17 protein-coding genes are annotated in these 20,020 nt (G+C 69.7%); 7 read left to right on the top strand and 10 right to left on the bottom strand.

Annotated elements, in window-relative coordinates; genetic code table 11:
* Window positions 1-837 (top strand): ABC transporter permease subunit, encoded by an 837-nt coding sequence (locus ACZ48X_RS02730; RefSeq protein ID WP_336351649.1) that lies wholly within the window; start codon window positions 1-3, stop codon window positions 835-837.
* A gap of 64 nt (window positions 838-901) precedes the next feature.
* On the opposite strand, the gene ACZ48X_RS02725 is transcribed toward ACZ48X_RS02730, so the two are convergent.
* Window positions 902-1,291 (bottom strand): NUDIX domain-containing protein, encoded by a 390-nt coding sequence (locus ACZ48X_RS02725; RefSeq protein WP_464379804.1) that lies wholly within the window; start codon window positions 1,289-1,291, stop codon window positions 902-904.
* A gap of 624 nt (window positions 1,292-1,915) precedes the next feature.
* Here ACZ48X_RS02725 and ACZ48X_RS02720 point away from each other — a divergent pair.
* Window positions 1,916-2,701, top strand: a complete 786-nt coding sequence (locus ACZ48X_RS02720) for an SDR family NAD(P)-dependent oxidoreductase (protein ID WP_336351651.1) — start codon at window positions 1,916-1,918, stop codon at window positions 2,699-2,701.
* A gap of 178 nt (window positions 2,702-2,879) precedes the next feature.
* On the opposite strand, the gene ACZ48X_RS02715 is transcribed toward ACZ48X_RS02720, so the two are convergent.
* Both ACZ48X_RS02715 and ACZ48X_RS02710 read right to left on the bottom strand, forming a co-directional pair.
* Window positions 2,880-4,589: a M61 metallopeptidase family protein gene (locus tag ACZ48X_RS02715; RefSeq protein ID WP_336351652.1), complete on the bottom strand. Its 1,710-nt coding sequence runs from the start codon at window positions 4,587-4,589 to the stop codon at window positions 2,880-2,882.
* Window positions 4,590-4,664: 75 nt separating this feature from the next.
* Window positions 4,665-5,717 carry a M48 family metalloprotease gene (locus ACZ48X_RS02710; protein ID WP_336351653.1) on the bottom strand — a complete coding sequence of 351 codons (1,053 nt, stop codon included), beginning with the start codon at window positions 5,715-5,717 and terminating at the stop codon, window positions 4,665-4,667.
* A gap of 131 nt (window positions 5,718-5,848) precedes the next feature.
* On the opposite strand from ACZ48X_RS02710, the gene ACZ48X_RS02705 reads away from it, so the two are divergent.
* Genes ACZ48X_RS02705 through ACZ48X_RS02690 form a run of 4 tightly spaced genes read left to right on the top strand, consistent with a single transcriptional unit; the run spans window position 5,849 to window position 10,726 of the window.
* A complete protein-coding gene (locus tag ACZ48X_RS02705) occupies window positions 5,849-6,985 on the top strand; it encodes a DUF4129 domain-containing protein (protein ID WP_336351654.1) in 1,137 nt (378 codons plus the stop codon).
* Entirely contained in the window at window positions 6,982-7,953 is a 972-nt protein-coding gene (locus tag ACZ48X_RS02700; protein ID WP_336351655.1) for a DUF7269 family protein, read from the top strand. The genes ACZ48X_RS02705 and ACZ48X_RS02700 overlap by 4 nt, the downstream gene beginning before the upstream one ends.
* Entirely contained in the window at window positions 7,953-9,227 is a 1,275-nt protein-coding gene (locus ACZ48X_RS02695; protein WP_336351656.1) for a DUF58 domain-containing protein, read from the top strand. Before ACZ48X_RS02700 ends, ACZ48X_RS02695 begins: the two co-directional genes overlap by 1 nt.
* On the top strand, window positions 9,215-10,726 hold the full coding sequence (locus ACZ48X_RS02690) for a DUF7519 family protein (protein ID WP_464379798.1): 1,512 nt from the start codon (window positions 9,215-9,217) through the stop codon (window positions 10,724-10,726). Before ACZ48X_RS02695 ends, ACZ48X_RS02690 begins: the two co-directional genes overlap by 13 nt.
* 18 nt (window positions 10,727-10,744) lie before the next feature.
* On the opposite strand, the gene phoU is transcribed toward ACZ48X_RS02690, so the two are convergent.
* From phoU to ACZ48X_RS02655, 7 genes are all read right to left on the bottom strand, one after another.
* Entirely contained in the window at window positions 10,745-11,386 is a 642-nt protein-coding gene (gene phoU, locus ACZ48X_RS02685) for a phosphate signaling complex protein PhoU (protein ID WP_336351658.1), read from the bottom strand.
* The gene (gene pstB / locus ACZ48X_RS02680) at window positions 11,386-12,282 is read right to left on the bottom strand and encodes a phosphate ABC transporter ATP-binding protein PstB (protein ID WP_464379797.1); all 897 of its coding nucleotides are present in this window, start codon (window positions 12,280-12,282) and stop codon (window positions 11,386-11,388) included. The genes phoU and pstB overlap by 1 nt, the downstream gene beginning before the upstream one ends.
* 100 nt (window positions 12,283-12,382) lie before the next feature.
* Window positions 12,383-13,960 carry a succinic semialdehyde dehydrogenase gene (locus ACZ48X_RS02675; RefSeq protein ID WP_336351119.1) on the bottom strand — a complete coding sequence of 526 codons (1,578 nt, stop codon included), beginning with the start codon at window positions 13,958-13,960 and terminating at the stop codon, window positions 12,383-12,385.
* 60 nt (window positions 13,961-14,020) lie between these two features.
* Complete coding sequence (locus ACZ48X_RS02670; RefSeq protein WP_336351120.1) at window positions 14,021-14,494, bottom strand: pyridoxamine 5'-phosphate oxidase family protein; 474 nt, start codon at window positions 14,492-14,494, stop codon at window positions 14,021-14,023.
* Window positions 14,491-14,919, bottom strand: a complete 429-nt coding sequence (locus ACZ48X_RS02665) for a universal stress protein (protein ID WP_336351121.1) — start codon at window positions 14,917-14,919, stop codon at window positions 14,491-14,493. The genes ACZ48X_RS02670 and ACZ48X_RS02665 overlap by 4 nt, the downstream gene beginning before the upstream one ends.
* 69 nt (window positions 14,920-14,988) lie before the next feature.
* Window positions 14,989-15,858 carry an MBL fold metallo-hydrolase gene (locus ACZ48X_RS02660; protein WP_336351122.1) on the bottom strand — a complete coding sequence of 290 codons (870 nt, stop codon included), beginning with the start codon at window positions 15,856-15,858 and terminating at the stop codon, window positions 14,989-14,991.
* Between the two features lie 175 nt (window positions 15,859-16,033).
* Window positions 16,034-16,285 carry an MTH865 family protein gene (locus ACZ48X_RS02655; protein WP_166041777.1) on the bottom strand — a complete coding sequence of 84 codons (252 nt, stop codon included), beginning with the start codon at window positions 16,283-16,285 and terminating at the stop codon, window positions 16,034-16,036.
* A 237-nt stretch (window positions 16,286-16,522) separates the two neighbouring features.
* On the opposite strand from ACZ48X_RS02655, the gene ACZ48X_RS02650 reads away from it, so the two are divergent.
* On the top strand, window positions 16,523-19,966 hold the full coding sequence (locus ACZ48X_RS02650; RefSeq protein ID WP_336351123.1) for a glycoside hydrolase family 97 N-terminal domain-containing protein: 3,444 nt from the start codon (window positions 16,523-16,525) through the stop codon (window positions 19,964-19,966).
* Window positions 19,967-20,020: the final 54 nt, after the last annotated feature.

The raw sequence follows: 20,020 nt of genomic DNA, 5'->3' as shown, positions 1-20,020 counted from the left end.
ATGAGCTGGCGCGTCATCGCGCGACGCGAGTACCGCGACGCCGTGCAGTCACGCGTCGTCTGGGCCGTCGTCGCGCTCGTCGCCGTGATGGTCGCGGTCACGTCCCTCGTGCCCCTCGCCATCCCGCAGTTCGAGGCGAACGTGCTCTCGGGGCTCGGGGCGGCGACCGAGTTCGCCGCGATGCTCGTTCCGGTGGTCGCGCTCGTCGCGGCGTACCTCGCCATCGCCGGGGAGCGCGAGTCCGGGAGCATCCGCGTGCTCCTCGGCCTCGAGCCGCGACGCGGCACCGTCGTCCTCGGGAAGTTCCTCGGCCGTGCGGCCGTCGTCGTCGTCGGCCTCACCGCGGGGTTCGCGCTCGCTGCGGTCCCGACGGCGGTCGCGTACGGCGGCCTCCCCGTCGTCGCGTTCGCTGGTATCGTCGTGCTGACGTGCGCGCTCGGCGTCGCGTTCGTCGGGCTCGCGGTCGGCGTGTCCGCGGCGGCCGCGACGCGCGGGCGAGCGATGACGCTCGGCATCGGCGCGTACCTCGCGCTCGCACTCCTCTGGGACCTCGTCCCGCAGGGCGCGCACCTCGTCGTCGAAGGTGCCGCACCGGCCGGGACCGTCCCCGGGTGGTTCGTCCTCCTGCAGGGCCTGAGTCCGTCCGGAGCCTACAGCGCACTCGTTCAGGCGGTCGTCCACGCGACCGAACCGTCGTTCCCCGGAATCGCGGGTGCGGTCGCCGGCCCGACCCCGGCGTACCTCCACTGGGCGGTGTTCGTCGTCGTGCTCGCGCTCTGGACGGCACTCCCGCTCCTCGGTGGGTACGCGACGTTCGCGCGGAGCGACCTCGGATGACTCGAAGGAATCGAATCTGACCGCTCCGTCGACCTGGTGCGAGTAGCGGTCGACGGCGCTCGTTTCAGAGGCGATCCCGGAGGAGCGGGACGTAGTCGTCGAGATCGAGCGCGAAGTCGGCCGCGGCGTCGATGGGGACCCACGAGTACGTGAACTCGACGCCGGCCTCTTCGCCGGTGCCGGTGACGGTGTGGGTCCACGCGTCGCGTGGTTCGTCGACCGAGACGTGGTAGAAGTGTCGGACGTAGTACCGGGGCGGGTGGTTCCGGCGCATCCAGACGTCGCTCGCCAGCCGCGTGGGCGCTCCACGAGGGTGGAGGCCACTCTCCTCGTGGACTTCCCTGAGGAGCGCGCTGTCGAGCCGTTCCGAGCCCTCGACGGTACCCTTCGGTATCTGGAGTCCCTCGTGACCGGGGCCCTCGAAGACGAGGAGCTCGGAGTCGTTCCGCGTCACGTACGCACAGACCTTCCGCGAGGACGTCGTCGCCTCGGGGTTGACAGTCGGTGTGCTCGCCGGGACCGTCGGTCGCGGCGTGACCGTGGAGGCGGCCAGCGGTGGGTCGTCGAGCGAGACGGCATCGGTGGACGGGAGCGGATGGTTGCGCTGTGACATGAGGGTGGTTCGTGTAACGTCGGCGGTCGCTGGTGGTGTCGGTCCGCGGCGCGTGGTCGGGGCCTCGACTCGACGTCGCGGGTCGTGGTTCCCGACGGCCGGTTCGAGCGCCGCGGTCCGAGCGGGGGCGTCGTCGACCGGACCGAGGTATGTCACGGGAGACCACGGACTCTTACTTAGTATTGATGCCCATATCACCCATTACTCCTAGTATTCCTTCCACATACCGTCGAGTAGGGAGCGTATAGAGTGCACGTACGCCTGCCATATGCGTGTGACTCGAAACATGCGTTCAACTGAGCGTGGAATCGGTGTTCAGTACACTCGCACACACGGCCTCGTCCACCTCTCGTGATACGTGAGGGGAACGGGCCGGGCCCGCCAGCCTGTTGCGGCGACGAGAGCCCGTCCACCTCCGTGCCGCGACGCCAACAACTATGAACGGCGGGTTCGTGGCCTGCTAGCATGGACTTCGGACTGGACGACAGGACCGCCCTCGTCACGGGTGGTGCGGGTCGACTCGGGAGCGAAGACTGCAAGCACCTCGCCCGAGAGGGCGCGGACGTCGTCGTGCTGGACGTCGACCGCGACGGCGCGGAGCGCGTCGTCGAGGAGATCGCGGACGACCCCGAGGCGTCCGGCGAGGGGATGGCGGTCGAATGCGACCTCACGGACCGCGAGGACGTCGCCGCGACCATCGAGGCGGTCGAGGAGGAGACCGGCGGTATCGACGTCCTCGTGAACAACGCGGGGTTCGTGGACGCGGTCGCGAAGCTCGAGGACTTCGACGACGCGCTCTGGGACCGCGACGTCGAACTGAACCTCACCGGTGCGTACAACGTCACCAAGGCGGTGTATCCGGGGATGAAGGAGCGCGGGTGGGGACGTATCGTGACGATGGCGAGCATCGCGGGGTGGCGCGGGAGCTTCGCGCAGATCTCGTACTCGACGACGAAGTCGGGCCTCATCGGGTTCGGGAAGACGCTGGCGTTGGAGGGCGCGAAGTACGGCGTGACGTCGAACGTGCTGACGCCGAACATCGTCATCGAGGACCTCGCGGAGATGGAACCCGAGCAACTGGAGGCGTTCAACCCGCAGTTCGAGCGCATCCGGCAGGCGACGCCGATGAAGGAGCTCGGTCGCGAGGACGACGTCGCGCCGCTCGTGTGCTACCTGGCGAGCGAGCAGGCGCGGTACGTGACCGGGCAGGTCATCGGCGTCACCGGTGGTGCGGACCTCTTCTCGTACTGAACGCGACTCGGGGCTGTCCCGGCACGTGCGTCGGCAAGCACTGCCGGTTACTCCGGACACGGTGGGGTCGAACGTCGTCGCGTTGGTGGACGAAACCGTATCCTGAGTGGCTTTCGAGCAAGATTACAGCGGACGTCGTGGTGTGGAGAACTCGATTGGGCGGGGCTCGGGACCGCGGTCACTCCCGGCGCGCGACCGCGAGCGCGACGGCCAGGACCGCGAACCCGGCGAGCGCCGGTCCGAACCCGGGAATCGAATCCACGACCGAACCCTGCTCCGTCGTGGAGCCGGCGTCGCCCGATGCGGTCGACGTCGCGGTCGGCGCGCGCGTCGTGGACGTCGAGGACTCCGTCGTCGTCTCCGCCCCCATGGATGACGAACCGTCGGTCGTGGTCGACGTCGTCGTATCCGCCGGACGCGTGTCGTCGGTGGGGTACGGGTCCGCAGCGTCGTCGAACCCGTCGTCGTCGGTGTCCGCGTCGAACGGGTTCGTCCGCACCTCGTCGCCGTTCGGCACGCCGTCGTCGTCGGAATCCATCGAGTCGTTCAGGACGAACGCGTCCGGGTCCGACGGAACCGATGGCGTCTCACCGCCGGCGACGTACCGGTCGAGCCACTCGCGCATCGACTCGTCGTTCGTCGTCGCGACCACCGCCGCCGAGAAGTTCTCGTACGTCTCCAGGTCGCCGTACGGGTCGTCGTCGCTGAACCGGTACGCGAGGACGTCCTCGAGCGAGCGGACGCCGCCGGTGCGCGCGGCGATCTCGGCGTCGAGCGCGGCGAGGACGAGCGCGCCCTTCTCGTAGGGGACGAGTTCGTCGCGCCACGTCGACGCGTCCGCGAGCGTCGCGTCCCGGAACGCCTCGCGCTCGACGGTCACCGCGTCGCGGAACTCGCTCCAGGACCCGGCCCCGGTGTTCGTCGCGAGCACGTGCCCGTAGTACTCCGCGGTCGCCTCCGTCAACCAGCGCGAGGACCCGGCCCCGAACGACCCCATCCGCGTGTGAACGAACTCGTGAGCGGGCGTGTTCTCGACGCCGGCGACCGACGAGTACTCGTCCTGCACCCAGAAGCTGTAGCGCGTCGACGTCCCGAGCGCGACGTCGTCGCTGACGCTAGCCGTCGGGAGCACGAACAGCCCGCTCGCGTCGTACTCGAACCCGGCGTCGAGTTCGCGGAGTCCAACCCTGTACAGCGCGGCGTACGCGTCCGCGGTCGCTTCGGGGCGTGCGGTCGGCGCGACCACCACGGTGAGGTTCACGTCGCCGACCGTCCGCGACGTCGTCGAGTCCGCGCCGTCGAGCGCGTACGAGCCGCTCGCGTGACCGGTGCCGGCGGTTCGGCGTTCGGTCTCGAACGTCGGCGCGGTGCCGCGATACCGCCAGGAGACGTACGGGTTCGGGAGGGAGACGAACGCCCAGTCGTCGCCCTCGACGCCGAGTACGGTCCGCGAGTACGTCTCGGCGACGTCGTACGTGAACGAGAGCGTCGGTGCGGCCGTGCGTTCGTCCCACGCGAACGACCCGTCGGATCGACGGTCGAACCCGGTCGCGGCGGCGAGGGACACCGCGTCACGCTGGAGGCGGGTGGACTCCACGGTAAAAGAGACGACGTTCTCGGGGAGGTCGTACGCGACGTCGACGCGGACGGACCCGGCTCTGTCGGGCGTCCGGTTCACCGTGATGCGTTCGACGATAACCGGGTCGTCGCTGGCGTTGCCCGCGGCCGCGAGCGAGTCACCGCGGTCGCTCGCGGCGTCGACGCGAGACAGCGAATCGGCGGTCGCCGTCGTGACCCCGGAGGCTGGTGTCGACGCGGCCCCACCGGTGGCGCTCGCGGCCGGGAGGACGACGAGGAGGGCAGCGAGGAGGACGAGGATGCTTCGCACGGACGAGGCTAGCTCGGCGGGCGAGTTAACGATGCTGGCTGGTGTTCCGCGAGGCGTTCCGGCAGGAACGCGGTCTCAGAGTTCGTCGACGAGCGCGCGGAGGTTCGCGACGCGTTCGTGGGTCGGCGGATGCGACCGCGTCTCGACGGTGAACGTGTCCTCGTCCGTGCTGGCGTCGGTGTCGTCGAGGCCGTAGGGAAGGAAGCAGAGGCCGTCGACGCCCGTGTAGTGCGTTCGAGCGTCCGTGTCGGGGAGTTCGAACCCGCGGTCGCTGAGCTTCTCGAGCGCGGTGACGAGCGCGCTCGGATCGCCGACGAGGACGGCGCCGGCGCGGTCCGCGACGAACTCGCGGCTCTCTGAGAGCCGCCGGGAGAGCAGGACGACCGGTGCGGTGAGGACGCCGAGGATGATGCCGCCGCCGAGGACGCTGATGGCGACGAGCGTGACGAATCCGACGACGGAGGACACCGAGAAGAGCGCGCCGGGGAGCGAGGGGGACGCGAGCAGGTAGAGGACGAACGTGAGGACGAACCAGACGAGGAGGTTCGCGCCGCCGTCGACGTTCAGTATCTTGCGGTCGTCGCTGACGAGCGCGGGAAGGAAGCTCGCGAGCGTCATGACGGTCGCGTCGCGGTTCTTGACGTGCGCGAGTTCGTGGGCGAGGACTGCGTCGAGTTCGTCGTCCGAGAGCGCGTCTCGGAGGCCTTCGGAGACGACGACGGTGGCGTTCGTGACGCCGCCGACGGCGAAACTGTTCGGGACGTCTCTGTCGACGACCGCGAGGTCGGGCGGTTGCATGTCAGCTTGCTTGCAGAGGCGCACGAATCGCGCGTGGAGGTCCGGGTGGGTGTCGCGCGTCGCGTCGCCGGCCGGGACGTCGGCGAGGAGTTCCTGGCGCGTGAATCGGAGTTGCGCCCACACGAAGAGTGCGAGGACGGGGAGGAAGACGACGAGCCATCGGGCGACGGGTGCGGCGGTCGTGCCGACCACGGCGGCGATGGGGGCGTGGACGAACGTCAGCCAGGGGTACGCGAGGAGTGCGAACACGCCGACGACGACGGCGTCGATGGCGAGTATCAGGGCGAGCGTGAGGAGGATGTCCCGCATGAGGTTCCTGTCGCGTTCCATGCCGTACGTCGTGGAAATGAAGTTGCGCACCAAAAGGGTTTCCGTCCTGACACGCCATCCGGCCGTGCTTTCGTTCCCTCCGAACACGTATCAAAGGTAATATATTTAACCGTTCGTGTGTAGGCCAAGATGTGGACCACGACCTGTACCGAGCGGCACTCGCCATCGCGTGCGTGTTCGCCGTCGTCCTCGGAGCCAGCCTGTTCCCCGCCACCGGCTTCGGCACGAACCCCGTGCCCGCCGGCGGCATCGCCAACGGGAGCGCGCCCGGCTCCGGCGGCGGCGGTGGCCCCAGCGACCAGGGGACCGCCACCGTCGCGGAGACGACGGCCGACGAGACGACGAGCACGTCGTCCACGACCGACGCAAGCACGTCCGCGGACGAATCGACGACGACCACCGCCGCCAAAGACTCGGGCGGGTCAGACGCATCGACCGAGACGACCACGACGACGACGACCGAGGCTCCCGGGAGCGATGCGGCCGCTGACGGCGGCCTCCAGGGCGCGCTGCTCGCGTTCGTCACCATCCTCTTCGGTGCCGGCGCGACCGTCATCCTGGCCAGCGTCGGCCTGGGACGGCACCATCGACGTCGGTACCCCGGCGAATGGGACCTCCCGTCGGCCCCGCACCTCCGGGTCGTCGAGTACCTCCGACGCATCCCGCAGACGTCGCTGTCGTTCGTGATGTTCGCCGGGTCGAACGCCCCCGGCATCCTCGACGGACTCGCCGACGGCGTCGGGAACGCGACGTCCGGCGTCGGCGCATTGACCACCGGTCTCGGGACGCTCGGCGCGAGCCTCGGTCGCGGCCTCGCGACCGTCCCCGGTGGCGTCCTGAAGGGCATCGGAAGCCTCGGTCGCGGCCTCGGCTCCATCACGCTCGGGTTCGGCGCGCTCTCGTCCATCGGGTCCGGGAGCTTCCTCGGCCGGAGCGACGACCGACCCGACGACGACCCGCGCGACGGCGCGAGCGCGACGCCGGACGCGGAACCCGAGCCGGAACCGCCCGACCCGCCCGCGTCGGTACGCGAAGCGTTCGACCGACTCCAGGAGGACCTCGGCGTCTCCGGCGAGGACGGCGAGACGCCCGGCGAGATCGCTCGTCGCGCCATCGACCGCGGCCTCCCCACGGACGCCATCCGGTCGCTGACGACCGCGTTCCGCGACGTCCGATACGGCGGCCGTCCCGACGAAGGTGAACGAGTGAGCGTCGCGCGCGACGCCTACGAGCGGGTTCGTCGAGCGCTGGAGGGTGAGTCGTCGTGAGCCGACCGTCGTTCCTCCGACAGGAGGGGAACGAGAGCGCACTTCGACCGATCGTCGCGACGGTGGCGGTCGCCGCGCTCGTCCTCGGGCTGGTCGCCGCGCTCGTGCCCGGTATCGGGGGCGTCGTCGCGAGCACCGTCGGCGTCTTCGTCGGCAGCCCCGTGCTCGTCGTCCTCGTCGCGCTCGGCGGCGGTGCGTACGGTATCCTTCAGCTCTACCGGACGGGCACCAGCGAACCGGAACCGAACCCGCTCGTCGGGTTGAACCCAGAGCGCGCGCACTACGACGAGAACGCCATCTCCGGCGACGACATCGACAAGTCCGTCGAAGCGGTCGGCGGGGAACTCCCCGAGTCCAACGCGAAGGACTGGTGGACGTACCGGGAGAAGAACGACGTGCAGTCGTCGCTCGAGGGCGTCGCGACGCGCGTCCTCGCAAGCGAACACGACGTCAGCGCTGACGCGGCGACGCGACTCGTGGAGACGGGCGAGTGGACGGACGACCCGCGAGCGAGCGCGTTCCTCGGTACGGACACGCCGGACCTCCCGCTCAAACTCCAGTTCTTCGACTGGTTGAGTGGCGAGGCCTACCAGCGGCGCGTGGAGGCGACCGTCGAGGCGATCGCTCGGCACGCGGGCGTCGCGACGGGCGAGGGCGCCGACGGGCAGGGACGGACGGCGACCGGGTCGGCGCTCCCGGTGCATACCGCGTCCGAGACCGAACGCATCAGGGCGGCCGCCGCAGAGCTCGCACCGGACGCGTCGTCGAGCAGCGACGACGGCCCCACGTCGATGGCGGACGTGCGACTCGACGCACCTCCTGAAGGGGACGACGCGTCGACGACAGCAGCCACCGCGGACGCGGCATCGACTGGGACGGGATCGGAGACGAGTCCCTCGGACGGTACGCCGTCCGCGGGCGACGATGCGAGCATGGAGCTCGCCGCGGAGCGCGGAGGTGAGGACTGATGAACGAAGTGATACTGAACGACCGCTGGCAGGTTGGGTTGCTCGTCGCGCTCGTCGCGGGCGCGCTCGGCATCGTCGGGAACAACACCGTGCTGTTCATGGCCGCGGTGGTGGGTCTCACGTACGCCGCGTACGGGTTCGCGACGTCGCCGAACGACCCGTCGTTCGCGGTGTCGCGGACGCTCTCCGACGACACGCCGACCGCGGGGCAGGACGTCGAGGTGACGGTGACGGTACGGAACGCGAGCGACTCGCTCGTCCCGGACGTGCGGGTCGTCGACGGCGTCCCGGACCGCATCGGCGTCGTCGACGGGTCGCCGCGGCACTCCGCGACGCTCCAGGCGGGCGGGTCGACGACGTACTCGTACGTGGTGCGGGCGCGCCGCGGCCGCCACGAGTTCGACGATGCGACGGTCGTCGCTCGGAACGTCAGCGGCGACGCGGAGGCGCGGTCGACGGCGAGCGCGGAGACGACGCTCTCGGTGAGCGCGGACGTCGGTGACGTCCCGCTCGCCCAGCAGACCATCCCGCAGACGGGGATGGTGCCGACGGACGTCGGCGGTGAGGGCGTGGAGTTCTATCAGTCGCGGGACTACCATCACAGCGACCCGATGAATCGCGTGGACTGGAAGCGGTACGCGCGGACGCGAGAGCTGACGACCGTCGAGTTCCGCGAGGAACGCGCGGCGAACGTCGTCGTGCTCGTGGACGTCCGCGACGAATGTCGGGTCGCTCGACGCGAGGACGAACCGGACGCGGTGACCTTGTCGAAGTTCGCGGCGGCGCGGCTCGTCTCGCACCTCCTCGACGAAGGCAACCAGGTCGGGTTGGCGTTCTACGGGTACGACAGCGAGTACGTGCCGCCGGGCGTCGGCGACGGGCACGCCATCCGCATCCGGAACGCTCTGGACACGAGCACCGAATCGTCGTTCCCGGTGGTGACCGACGGCGGGTTCCGGACGTACGACGACGACCGGCGCGTCGACTGGCTGCGTCGACGGCTCCCGGACGGCGCGCAGGTCATGTTCGTGTCCGCGGTACCCGACGACGAGCCCGCGGAGACCGCGCGGCGCCTCCAGGCCTCGGGTCACCAGGTCCGGATGCTCGCGCCCGACGTGACGAGCACGGAGACGCCGGGGTCGACGGTCGACCGCATCCAGTGGCTCGAACGCATCGGGAACGTTCGGGAAGCCGGCGTGAAGGTGGTGGCGTGGTCGCCCGACGAGCCGTTACGGTCGGCGTTCGACCGTGCACGCCGGAGGTGGTCGAAGTGACGGACGCCTACGAGTTCGACGGGTCGCGGACGGCGTTCGGGTCGAAGACGGCGGTCGTCATCGCGACGGTCGCGGCGACGGTCCTCGGCGTGAGCGCGGGGTACGCACTCCAGACGCTGCTCGGTGTCATCGGCGGTATCGCGTTCGGGTACGCGGCGCGGGACGTCGCGCAGGAGGAGCTTCGCGCTCGCATCCGCGGGAGTTCGCTGCTCATGGTCGCGTCCGTGTTCGTGGTCGCGGCGCTCGCGCTCGAGAAGGCGAACGCGGTCGACGCCGTCCTCGTCGGTGCCATCGCGGCGACGATGGGCGTGACGACGCTCGCCGCACGCATGGACCCCGACGAGGCGGTACGGCCGGTGTTCGCGGCGCTCGGTCGGTCGTTCGTCGCGACGATACTCGGGACGCTCCTCGCTGGCGCGCTGTACGCGAACCTCTTCTCGAACCTCGTGTTCGGGTCGTGGACGCTGTTCACGCTCGCGCTCGCGAGCACGCCGATGGCTGGGTTCGTCGCGCTCCAACTCGAGTTCGTGCTCCTCGGGCTGCTCGCGGGACGTGCCGGTCGGGCCGCGGCGACGCTCGAACCGTCCGGGAACCCCGAGGACGTCGACGTCGTCGGAATCCGGGACGTCCCAGCGGCCCTCTGGGTCCTGCTCGGTATCGAGGTCGTCCTCCTCGCGTTCCCCGGCGGGTCCGGGCCGTTCGAGTACCTGATCCAGGTCGCTGGCCCCGCCGGCGACATCGCCGCGATGGCGCTCTCGAACCTCTACCTCCACGGAGCGCTGCTCGTGGTGCTCGCCGTCCTCGCCGTCCTCCCGGTCGTCGCGGCCGTCCGTCGGTCCGCGGTCGCGGTCTTCGGGAATCGAGCGCCGAAGACGCTCGCGTTCGCGACCGGCGGCGTCGCGCTCTCAATCGTCGTCGTCCTCGTCTCGAGCATCCCCGGGTTCGACGGGTTCGTGACGTGGCTGGCCGGCAGCGAGAGCACGGTGACCGCTATCGTCGACCTCTACGGGTTCGGGCCGGCCGTCCTCGGGGGCGTCTCCGGCGTGCTCGTCGTGATGGGTATCGGGTTGTTCTTCTACATGGCGGCGTTCGGACTGCCGTTCGTCCCCGAGCACGCGAGCGGGTTCGTGTTCGGCGCGGCGATGCTGTTCGTCGCGGCGGTCGCTGGCGCGTTCGCCGGCGCACCCGCGCCCGCGGTGTTCGTCGCGATGGCGGCCGCGATCGCGGTCTGGGACGTCGGCGAGTACGCCGTCGAGTTCGGCGCGGAGGTCGGGCAGGCGGCGTCGACGCGCTCGGTCGAAGCGGTGCACGTCATCGCGACCGTCGCCGTCGGCCTGGCGGCGGTCCTCGTCGCGTCGCTCGCGACGCACTTCTTCGTCCCGCTCATGACGGCGGTCCCGCAGGACCGCGCGATGACGGCGCTCGCGCTGCTCGCAGTGGCGCTCGTCGGGTTCGCGTACCTCGCGGACACCGGGAGCGACGGCGCGGACGAATCCTAAGGCGGGCGGTGCCGGCGGTCAGTAGAGGAGTGCGGCGTCGTTCTCGACGGCGTACACGGTTCGTGCGGCGACGTTCTCGCCGTGGTCGCCGACGCGTTCCAGGTCGCGGACCGTCAGGAGGTACGAGGAGACGTCGGTCATCGTCGGCCCGCCGGACCCGACGAGGTCGCGGAACAGCGCTTCGGTGCGGGCTTCGCACGCGGCGTCGAGTTCGTCGTCGCGCGCGGCGACCTCGCGGGCCGCGTCCGCGTCCCGGTCGAGGTACGCGTGCACGGCGTCCTCGACGAGGTCCGCGGCGAGGTCGCCGACGTCGTCGAGGTCGTCGCCGAGCGTCGGCGCCCAGTCCTCGACGAGCGCGCGTTTCGCGATCTTCACCGCGAGGTCGCCGACGCGTTCGAGGTCGGTCGCGACCTTGAACGTCGCGACGACGAACCGGAGGTCGGTCGCGACCGGGTGGTGGCGCGCGATGAGGTTGATGCAGTCCCGTTCGACCTCGCGGTGGAGGGCGTCGAGGGCTTCGTCGCCGTCGACGACGGTCCGGGCGAGTGCGCCGTCGGCGCTCCGGTACGCGGCGAGCGCGAGGTCTAGCTGTTCGCGAGCGACCTCGCTCATCGTGCGGACGCTCCCGTGGAGGGCCTCGATGCGGGATTCGACCGACATCACCCGAACTTGCCGGTGATGTAGTCCTCGACGCGCTGACTCTCGGGGTTCTCGAAGATCTTGTCGGTGTCGTCGTACTCGACGAGTTCGCCGCCGGTGAGGAAGACCGCGGTCTGGTCCGAGATGCGGGCGGCCTGCTGCATGTTGTGGGTGACGATGACGACCGTGTACTCCTTCGAGAGTTCGTCGACGAGGTCCTCGATCTTCGAGGTGGCGATGGGGTCCAGCGCGGACGCTGGTTCGTCCATGAGGATGACCTCCGGGTCGACGGCGAGCGCGCGAGCGATGCAGAGCCGCTGCTGTTGCCCACCAGACAGGCCGAGCGCGTTGTCGTCGAGTCGGTCCGAGACCTCGTCCCAGAGCGCCGCCTGCCTGAGCGCGCGCTCGACGAGTTCGAGCTCGCGCTCGGTGTCGTCGCGGCCGAACAGGCGTGCCAGGAGTCCCGTGTCGATGTCGCCGTGCTTGCGCGGCCCGTAGCTGATGTTCTCCTTGATGCTCTTCGGGAACGGGTTCGGCGCCTGGAACACCATCCCGATGCGTTTGCGGAGTTCGACGAGGTTCGCGTTCGCGTCGTAGATCTCCGTCCCGCCCAGCTTCACGCTGCCCTCGATGCGGGCGGCCTTGATGCGGTCGTTCATCCGGTTCAGACACCGCAGGTACGTCGACTTCCCACACCCAGACGGCCCGATGAGGGCGGTGACGGAATTCTCCGGGATGTCCATGGAGACGTCCTTCAAGGCGTGGTCGTCGCCGTACCACACGTTCAGGTCCTCGACGCTCAACTTCGCGTCGCCCTCGAACTCGAACTCCGTCCACTCCTCGCGCGTCTCCTCGGCGGTCTCGCCCGCGACCGTCGTCGAGCCCGTGTCGTCCGCTTCGTACGTGGAATCTGTCATGGATGGTGTGGGTCGGGAGCCACGGCCGCGCCGACGCTGTGACTTGCCAGCGACCACGGCGGGAGGGGTAATAGAACCAGTGACTCCCGCTGTCCGGAGTCTATCGCAGGAAGGGGACGTGCCGCCAGAGCTTGAGCCCTGCTGCGAGGACCTTCGCTTCGAGGTCGGTCGGGCCGGTGACGGGGTCGAAGGGGAGGCCGCGGGAGGTCGACACCGCCTTCTTCTCGGTGAATCGGACGACGCCGTCCTCGCCGTGCCGGCGGCCGAGTCCGGAGTCCTTCATGCCACCCATCGGGGCGTCGTGGGCGGCCCACGAAGTGACGTAGCCGTCGTTGATCGAGATGGTGCCCGCGTCGATGTCGCGAGCGATGGCGCGAGCGACGTCGACGTCGCCGGAGAGGATGCACGCGTGCAGGCCGTAGTCGGTGTCGTTGGCCTTCCGGACGGCTTCGGCGTCGCTCGCGACCGGTTCCATGTTGACGACGGGCCCGAACGTCTCCTCGCAGGCAGCGGTCGCGTCCCTGGGGAGGTCCGTGAGCACGGTCGGTGCGTAGAAGTACGGGCCGACGTCGTCGCGGACGCGGCCACCGGTCTCAACGGTCGCACCGTGGTCGCGGGCGTCCTCGACGTGCGCCTCGACGCGCTCCAGTTGCGACTCGGAGATGAGCGAGCCGACGGGGACGCCGTACGCGTACTCGGTGCCGGGTTCGAGGTCGGCGACGGCGTCGACGAACCGCCGGGAGAACTCGTCGTAGACGTCCTCGTGGACGTAGAGCCGTTCCGCGCTGATGCAGAGCTGGCCGGCGTTCGTGTAGCACGCGCCGATGGCGCGGTCGACAGCGGTGTCGACGTCGACGTCCGGGCGGACGTAGACGGGGTTCTTCCCGCCGAGTTCGAGCGAGCAGTCGACGAGTTCCTCGCCCGCTTTCGCGGCTATCTTCCGCCCGACGGCGGTGCTTCCGGTGAACGAGACGTAGTCGACGCGCTCGATGAGCGGGTCGCCGAGCGTCGCGCCATCGCCGGTGACGACCTGGAACGCGTCGTGTGGGAGCCCGGCTTCGCGGAGCAGTTCGACCGTGGCGAGCGCCGTGTACGGTGTCTCCTCTGCGGGTTTGAGGACGACGCTGTTCCCGGCCAGGAGCGCGGGGAGGGCGTCGCCGACCGCGAGGGTGAGGGGGTAGTTCCAGGGGGCGATGATGCCGACGACGCCGACCGGGTCGTAGTGGACGCGCGCGGTCGAGAGCAAGGGAAGGGCGCCGCGACGGCGTTCGCTCGCGAGCTGGTCGGCGACGCGGGTCGCGTAGTACCGCGACGTCATCGCGACGTCCATGACCTCCTCGTAGGCGTCGCCGCGCGCCTTCCCGGTCTCGAGTTGCATGAGGTCGAGGAGTTCCTCGCGGCGGTCAAGGACGAGGTCGTGGAAGCGTTCGAGGACGTCGGTGCGGGCGTCGAACCCGCGGTCGGCCCACCGCGACTGGGCGGCGTCCGCGTCCGCGACGGCGGTCGCGACGTCGTCGGGCGTCGATTCCGGTGCTGTGCAGAAGGCGTCGCCGGTGTAGGGTGCGACGACCTCGCGGTCGGCGGCGTCGTCGCTCGCGGTGACGAGGTCGTTCCAGTGGTCGAAGTCCCGGGGCGTCAATCGCGCGGGCAGCGAACCGGCGTCCGGCAGCTCGGGCATGCCTCGACGTGCGGACCGAACCGCCCTAACGGCACCGGTCGGGGTACTCCCGGAGCCACCTCACTCTGGTCGGCGAGCATCGACGTCGCGCATCCGGTCGCCGTAGTCCCACGCGTACGCTCGTTCGACGTCGACGGTGACGTGCACCTCGTCGCGGTCGTCGCGCAGTAACCACTGGGCGAGGTCGGAGTCGCGGTCGCCGAGGTAGTCGTCGACGAGCGTCCGCAGGAGCGCCTTGTCGTCGTCGGGTTCGAGCGTCGCGGTCCCCTGCCCGCGGACGCCGCGGTACGGCGGGTGGTTCGTCGACACCTCGAACGCGACCTCGGGGTCGGCTTCGAGGTACTCGACGACGCGCGCGGACGCCGACGTCGCGAGGTGGAGGGTGGCGTCGTCCGCGTCGTACCCGTACCACAGCGAGAGCATCCAGAGGCCGCCGCTGGGAGTCCGCGTGGCGACGCGGACGGGGATGGGGTTGTCGTCGAGGAACGCGTCCGTCCAGTCGCGGTCGGGGTCGCCCCGTAGTTTGAGCGTCATCGGACGATGGTGACGGGGACGGGGGCGCGGCGGACGACGCCCTCGGCGACGCTCCCGAGGAGGACGCGCGTCACGCCCGAGCGACCGTGACTCCCCATGACGATGTGGTCGACGTCGTTGTCCTCGGCGTAGTCGTTGATGGCGCGCGTCGGCCGGCCGACGACGGACTCGGTCCGGAGGTCCGCGCCCGCGTCACCGGCTTTCTCGCGAGCGCTCTCGAAGAGTTGCTCGGAGGCGGCCTGCTCGTTCTCGAACCACTCCTCCCAGAACCCGGGGAGGGTGCCGTCGACGGGGCTGGCGTACCCGGCGTCGACGAGGTCGATGACGTGCAGGAGCGTGACGGTGGCGTCGGGGTACTGGTCGAGCGCGTGTTCGAGCGCGTGCTCGGAGCCTTCCGAGTCGTCGTACGGGACGAGGACGTGCATGCGTGACAGTGCGCTCGTCGGACCGATAAAGGTGTGTGACGGTTGTCGGGTCGCGGCAACCGCCGTCGGTCAGCGGTCCGCGTCGAGCGCGTGGACGACGCCCTGGACGTCGCGTTCGAGCGTCGGACTCGCCCAGTCCTCGCGGAGCGCCGAGACCAACTCCGCTCGGTCCGCGGATTCGTTCGACGCGAGCGCGGCCTCGACGGCCGCGACCCACTCGGGGAGCAGTTCGGCGTACGCGTCGAGCGCGTCGGTGGCGTCCTCGCGGACGCCGAAGTGCCCGTAGCAGAGCGCGGACGGTTCGCGGTCACGGAGGCGAGCGATGGTGTCGAGCGACTCGTCGAGGTCGAAGTCGGGCGCGGGCGTCGTCGGGAGGAGTGCCCCACCGTAGTGCATGCCCGCGGCGTCGCCGACGAACAGCGCGCCCGATTCGGGGTCGGAGAGCGCGACCTGGTGGGGGGCGTGGCCGGGGGCGTGGACGACGTCGAGGTCGCGGTCGCCGGCCGGAATTGTATCGCCGTCGGTGAGCGCGACCGTGCGGTCGTCGTCGACGACGACCGGGGAGCCGTACTGGTCGGCGATCTCGTCGCCGACCGCGCGTCGTGCGCTCGCCGCGAGTCGCTCCAGGCGGTCGGGGTCGGTGAGATAGGGCAGGCCGCGTTCGTGGACGTAAACGGTCGCGTCCGGAAATCGCGCTGCGAGGTCGCCGACGGCGCCGGCGTGGTCGAGGTGGACGTGCGTCGGGACGATGGCGGCGAGGTCGTGCGCGCCGACGCCGCGGTCGTGGAGTGCGGCTTCGACGACGTCCGCGGCGGGTGCTGCGCCGGCGTCGACGAGCACAGGCGCTGGCGCTTCGAGGAGGAACGCGGAGTGCGCGCCGGGCGTCCCCAGCAGTTCGGTGTCGACGACGGTGACGGCAGGGAGCGTGTCAGAGGCCACGGTGCTGGGCCGTCCTTGGCTCGTCGTGCGCTTGAACGCTCGGGTTCGCGAGCGCATCCGAGCTCGCAACCACGTCCCGGTTTCCGACGACGGGTCGTGGCTGAGCGGTCGCTACTGGGTGACTTCGAGAGAAGGTGCGTGGTGTGCGCCCGTCGCGGTGGACGCTAGCGGGCCCTCAGATGTGGCCTTCGTCCTTGAGGTTCTCGATGACGTCGTCGACGAAGGATTCGACGTCGTCGTAGGGGAAGTCGCCGCCGGGAAGCTTCGTCTGGAGCTCCATGGCTGTCATGGAGAAGTCGCCGGACTCGAAGCGGGTGCCCGGGCCGTTGGGGAGCGCCGGGACGAGGTCCATCGGGCTCGAGATCGGGTAGTCGGCGCCACCGAATGCATCTTCCATCTGTTCGCGAAGGTCTTGCTCGTCTGCCATAACGACTCCACCTTCACGGGGATAAATAGTAAATCTTTGGGTAGTTGGTTGCGGCGGCGGGGCCGCATCTCGCTCCGGCCCCAGTGGTGCCCGGGTAGTCTCGGGCCATCGTGAAGCATCTACCGCTCGCCCGACCGTCGCGGTGCCCGGGAACCGTCCAGTCCCGGTGGAGTTCGTGTCATCCAGCTACGGACTGGATGAAAATTTATTACGAACACGGTCATCACGCTTGATGGCATGACAGAGGATAACTCGCGTGCGAGTAAGAACTTACACAGCCGACGTGGGTTGCTCGGCGGGCTCACGGGCCTCATCGCCGCATCCGCGTACAGCGCCACCGTCCCGACGGACGCGACGGCGCAGGTGACGAGCGGCGACGCGTCCGACGTCCAGACGGTCACCTCCCCCGACGGTCGCGTCGAGGTCACCGTCGACGTCTCCACGGGCGTCCCGACGTACAGTATCAGCTACGACGACACCACGCACGTCGACGCCTCACCCATCGGGTTCAACTTCGCGAATCAGGCGACGTTCGGTACCGGCATCGCGGGCTCGGGGCCGGACGTCACCGTCACCGGGAGCGAGAGCGGGACAGCCACCGAGACCTGGGAGCCCGAGTGGGGGAACTACGACGTCGTCAGCGAGGACTACGCGTACCGGACCATCGGCCTCGCGGAGACGAGTGCGCCCTCGCGGTCGGCGAACCTCCAGGTGCGCGCGTTCGACGACGGCGTCGGGTTCCGCGTCGCGTTCGACGACGACTTCGGCGAGTTCACCATCACCTCGGAGAACACCGAGGTGAACGTCGCGGGCGACTACACGTCGTGGTGGATCGCGAACGAGTTCGTGAACCCGCGGTTCGAACAGGAGTACCGCGAGACGGCGCTCAGCGACGTCCCCGCGGGGTCGAAGACCATCCGGCCGAACGACAACACGGTCCGGAAGGGCGTCCACACGCCGTTGACGATGCGCGCCGACGACGGGACGTACCTCTCCGTGCACGAGTCGAACCTCGACGACTACGCGACGATGAGTCTCGCCGCGAAGAACGACGCGGGCGGGAACGAACTCGCGGTCGAACTCGCGCCGCTCCCGGACGGCACGAAGGTCCAGGCGAGCGCGCCGCACGTGACGCCGTGGCGGACGTTCCAGGTCGGCGACCGACCGGGCGACCTCGTCGAGTCCGAACTCGTCCCGCTGCTCGCGGACGCCCGCGACGACTCGGTGCTTCCCGGCGACGGGAGCGGGGGCGTCGACACCGACTGGATAACCGGGAAATCCTACGTCGGAATCTGGTGGACGATGATTGCAGGGAGCGCGAACTGGGAGTACAAGTCAGACAGCGAGATAGAGAGCAACGGGAACGACCCCGCGTCGTACGTCCACGGCGCGCGCACCGAACGCATGCAGCGGTACATGCGGTTCGCGAGCGAGCACGGCATCGACAGCGTCCTCGTCGAAGGGTGGAACGAGGGCTGGGACACGTACCCCGGCGACGGCACCGGCCTCGAGATGGGCGTCGCGGACTCGTACCCGGACTTCGACGTCCCGACGGTCACCGACTACGGCGCGAACCTCCCGACACCGGTGGAGATGACGATCCACAACGAAACCGCCGGGAATATCGTGAACTACGAGGACGAGATAGAGAACGCCGGCGTCTTCGACGAATACGAGGCCGAGGGCGTCCGTTCCATCAAGAACGGGTACGTCTCCGACCCGGGGCTCGGGTTCGAGGGCGACGGGTCGTACGCGACGCACAACCAGCACTGCCAGACCGCCGTGAACCATCATCGACTCGCCATCAGGCGGGCGGCGGCGAACCGCCAGCTCCTCGAGATACACGAGGGCATCAAGCCGACCGGCGAGATACGGACGTACCCGAACGTCGCGGCCCGGGAGGTCGTGAAGGCCCAGGAGTACGACGGGTTCGGTGAACTCGGCGCGGACGTCGGCCGCGACCACCACGTCCTCCTGCCGTTCACGCGGATGCTCGCCGGGCCGACGAGCTACCAGCCCGGTATCTTCGACGTGACGTTCAACGACGACGACTCGGGCCGCATCCAGACGACGCGCGCGAAGCAACTCGCGATGTACCCGACGTACCTCGGCGGCATCCAGATGGCCGCGGACCGCATCGAGGCGTACGTCGACCCGACGCTGGAGGTCGGCGAGTTCGTGCAAGCCCAATCGGGCGAGCTCGACGGGATGATCACGGCGGACGAGTGGCGGAACGCGTACGGCGCGCACTACGTCCCGGTGGACCCGAACCGCGAACCCGACGGCGCGACGGCCTCGTTCACGGTGAAGAACGTCGAGAGCGCGGGCACGTACGACATCCACCTGCGGTACGCGAGCGACGCGGAGGAGAACGCACAAGCGGTCGTCGACAACGGTGGCCCGGAGGCGACGCTCGTCGTGAACGGGAGCGAGCGCACCATCCAGCCGGCGTACACGGACTACTGGGACGACTGGGCGGTTCACACGGAGCCCGTCGAACTGCAAGCGGGCGAGAACACGGTGACCGTGAAGCTCGGGGCCGACGACGTCGGCGGGTTCAACCTGAACACGATAGCGGTCAGCGAGCAAGGCGGGAGTTCGCCGGTCGCCGCGGAGTACGGGAACGTCGACCCCGCGAAGGAGAACCACGACACGGTGCCCGAGTTCGACTTCATCGAGAACCTCCCGGTGGCGGACTGGGACGAGACGCGCGTGCTGGATTCGAGCATCGGCGAGTACGTCGTCACCGCGAAGCGCTCGGGGAGCGAGTGGTTCCTCGGTGCGATGACGAACGGGACGGCGCGCGACGTCACCGTGAACCTCGACTTCCTCTCCGCGCAGGCTGACGGGTGGGCGGTCACGGAGTACGTGGACGCCGAGGGGACCGGCGTCGAGTCGAACCCGACCGAGGTCGCCATCTCCGACTACCGCGTCGAAGCCGGGGATTCGCGGACGCTCTCGCTGGGCGCGAGCGGCGGCGCAGCGATGCGTCTGCGGCCCGCGGATAGCAGTGGCGTGACGATAGCGAGTTTCGACGACGTCGCCGGTGACGACGACGGCCCTGGCGCGTACACGTATCCGACGGACGCGTCGTTCCAGGACGGCGCGTTCGACCTCCGCGGGTTCGAGGTGAGCGAGACCGCGTCGACGTACGACTTCACGTTCGAGGTCGCGAACCTCTACGACGCGTACGACTCCGGGAACTTCAGCCCGCACTTCTTGGCGGTCTGGCTGCGAGACCCGGCGGCGTCCGGCGGCCGAACGACGGAACTCGGCGACCTCTCCGTGACCGCCCAGTTCGTTGCTGCCTGGCAGTACCGGATCGCCGCGAGCGGCTACGACCAGCACGTCACGGACGCGTCGGGGAACGAGGTCGGCGCGCCGACGCTCGTCGTGGACCGCGCCGCGAACACCGCGACGGTGTCCGTGGACAAGGCGACGTTGAGCGACGTCGACGTTCCGAACGGCGAGGTGGTACCGGTCGTCGGCTCCGAGGACTACGGTGCGTTCCGGAACGTGCAGGAGAACGCGACCCAGTGGCAGTTCGGCGGTGCGAAGAGCGGGGCGGCCGACGACGCGCCGCGCGTCGTCGACCTCGTCACGCCGACGGGGACGACGCAGCGCGACGCGCTCGCGTACGACGCCGGGTCGCTCGCGACGCTACCGTTCAGGTCGCTGTAGTCGACTGTCGACGGCTCGGCGCGGCTGTCTGTTGCCCACGGAGCGGGACTGACT

Source organism: Halorubellus litoreus, assembly GCF_055378595.1.
Note: the sequence above shows the minus strand (reverse complement) of the source record. Positions and strands in the feature narration are given on the sequence as shown.

Bases quoted from the DNA above. Each gene is read 5' to 3' on its own strand.
- ACZ48X_RS02730 (WP_336351649.1), top strand. From the start codon at position 1: ATGAGCTGGCGCGTCATCGCGCGACGCGAGTACCGCGACGCCGTGCAG.
- ACZ48X_RS02720 (WP_336351651.1), top strand. From the start codon at position 1,916: ATGGACTTCGGACTGGACGACAGGACCGCCCTCGTCACGGGTGGTGCG.
- ACZ48X_RS02710 (WP_336351653.1), bottom strand. From the start codon at position 5,717: ATGGAACGCGACAGGAACCTCATGCGGGACATCCTCCTCACGCTCGCC.
- ACZ48X_RS02695 (WP_336351656.1), top strand. From the start codon at position 7,953: ATGAACGAAGTGATACTGAACGACCGCTGGCAGGTTGGGTTGCTCGTC.
- phoU (WP_336351658.1), bottom strand. From the start codon at position 11,386: ATGTCGGTCGAATCCCGCATCGAGGCCCTCCACGGGAGCGTCCGCACG.
- pstB (WP_464379797.1), bottom strand. From the start codon at position 12,282: ATGACAGATTCCACGTACGAAGCGGACGACACGGGCTCGACGACGGTC.
- ACZ48X_RS02675 (WP_336351119.1), bottom strand. From the start codon at position 13,960: ATGCCCGAGCTGCCGGACGCCGGTTCGCTGCCCGCGCGATTGACGCCC.
- ACZ48X_RS02670 (WP_336351120.1), bottom strand. From the start codon at position 14,494: ATGACGCTCAAACTACGGGGCGACCCCGACCGCGACTGGACGGACGCG.
- ACZ48X_RS02665 (WP_336351121.1), bottom strand. From the start codon at position 14,919: ATGCACGTCCTCGTCCCGTACGACGACTCGGAAGGCTCCGAGCACGCG.
- ACZ48X_RS02655 (WP_166041777.1), bottom strand. From the start codon at position 16,285: ATGGCAGACGAGCAAGACCTTCGCGAACAGATGGAAGATGCATTCGGT.
- ACZ48X_RS02650 (WP_336351123.1), top strand. From the start codon at position 16,523: ATGACAGAGGATAACTCGCGTGCGAGTAAGAACTTACACAGCCGACGT.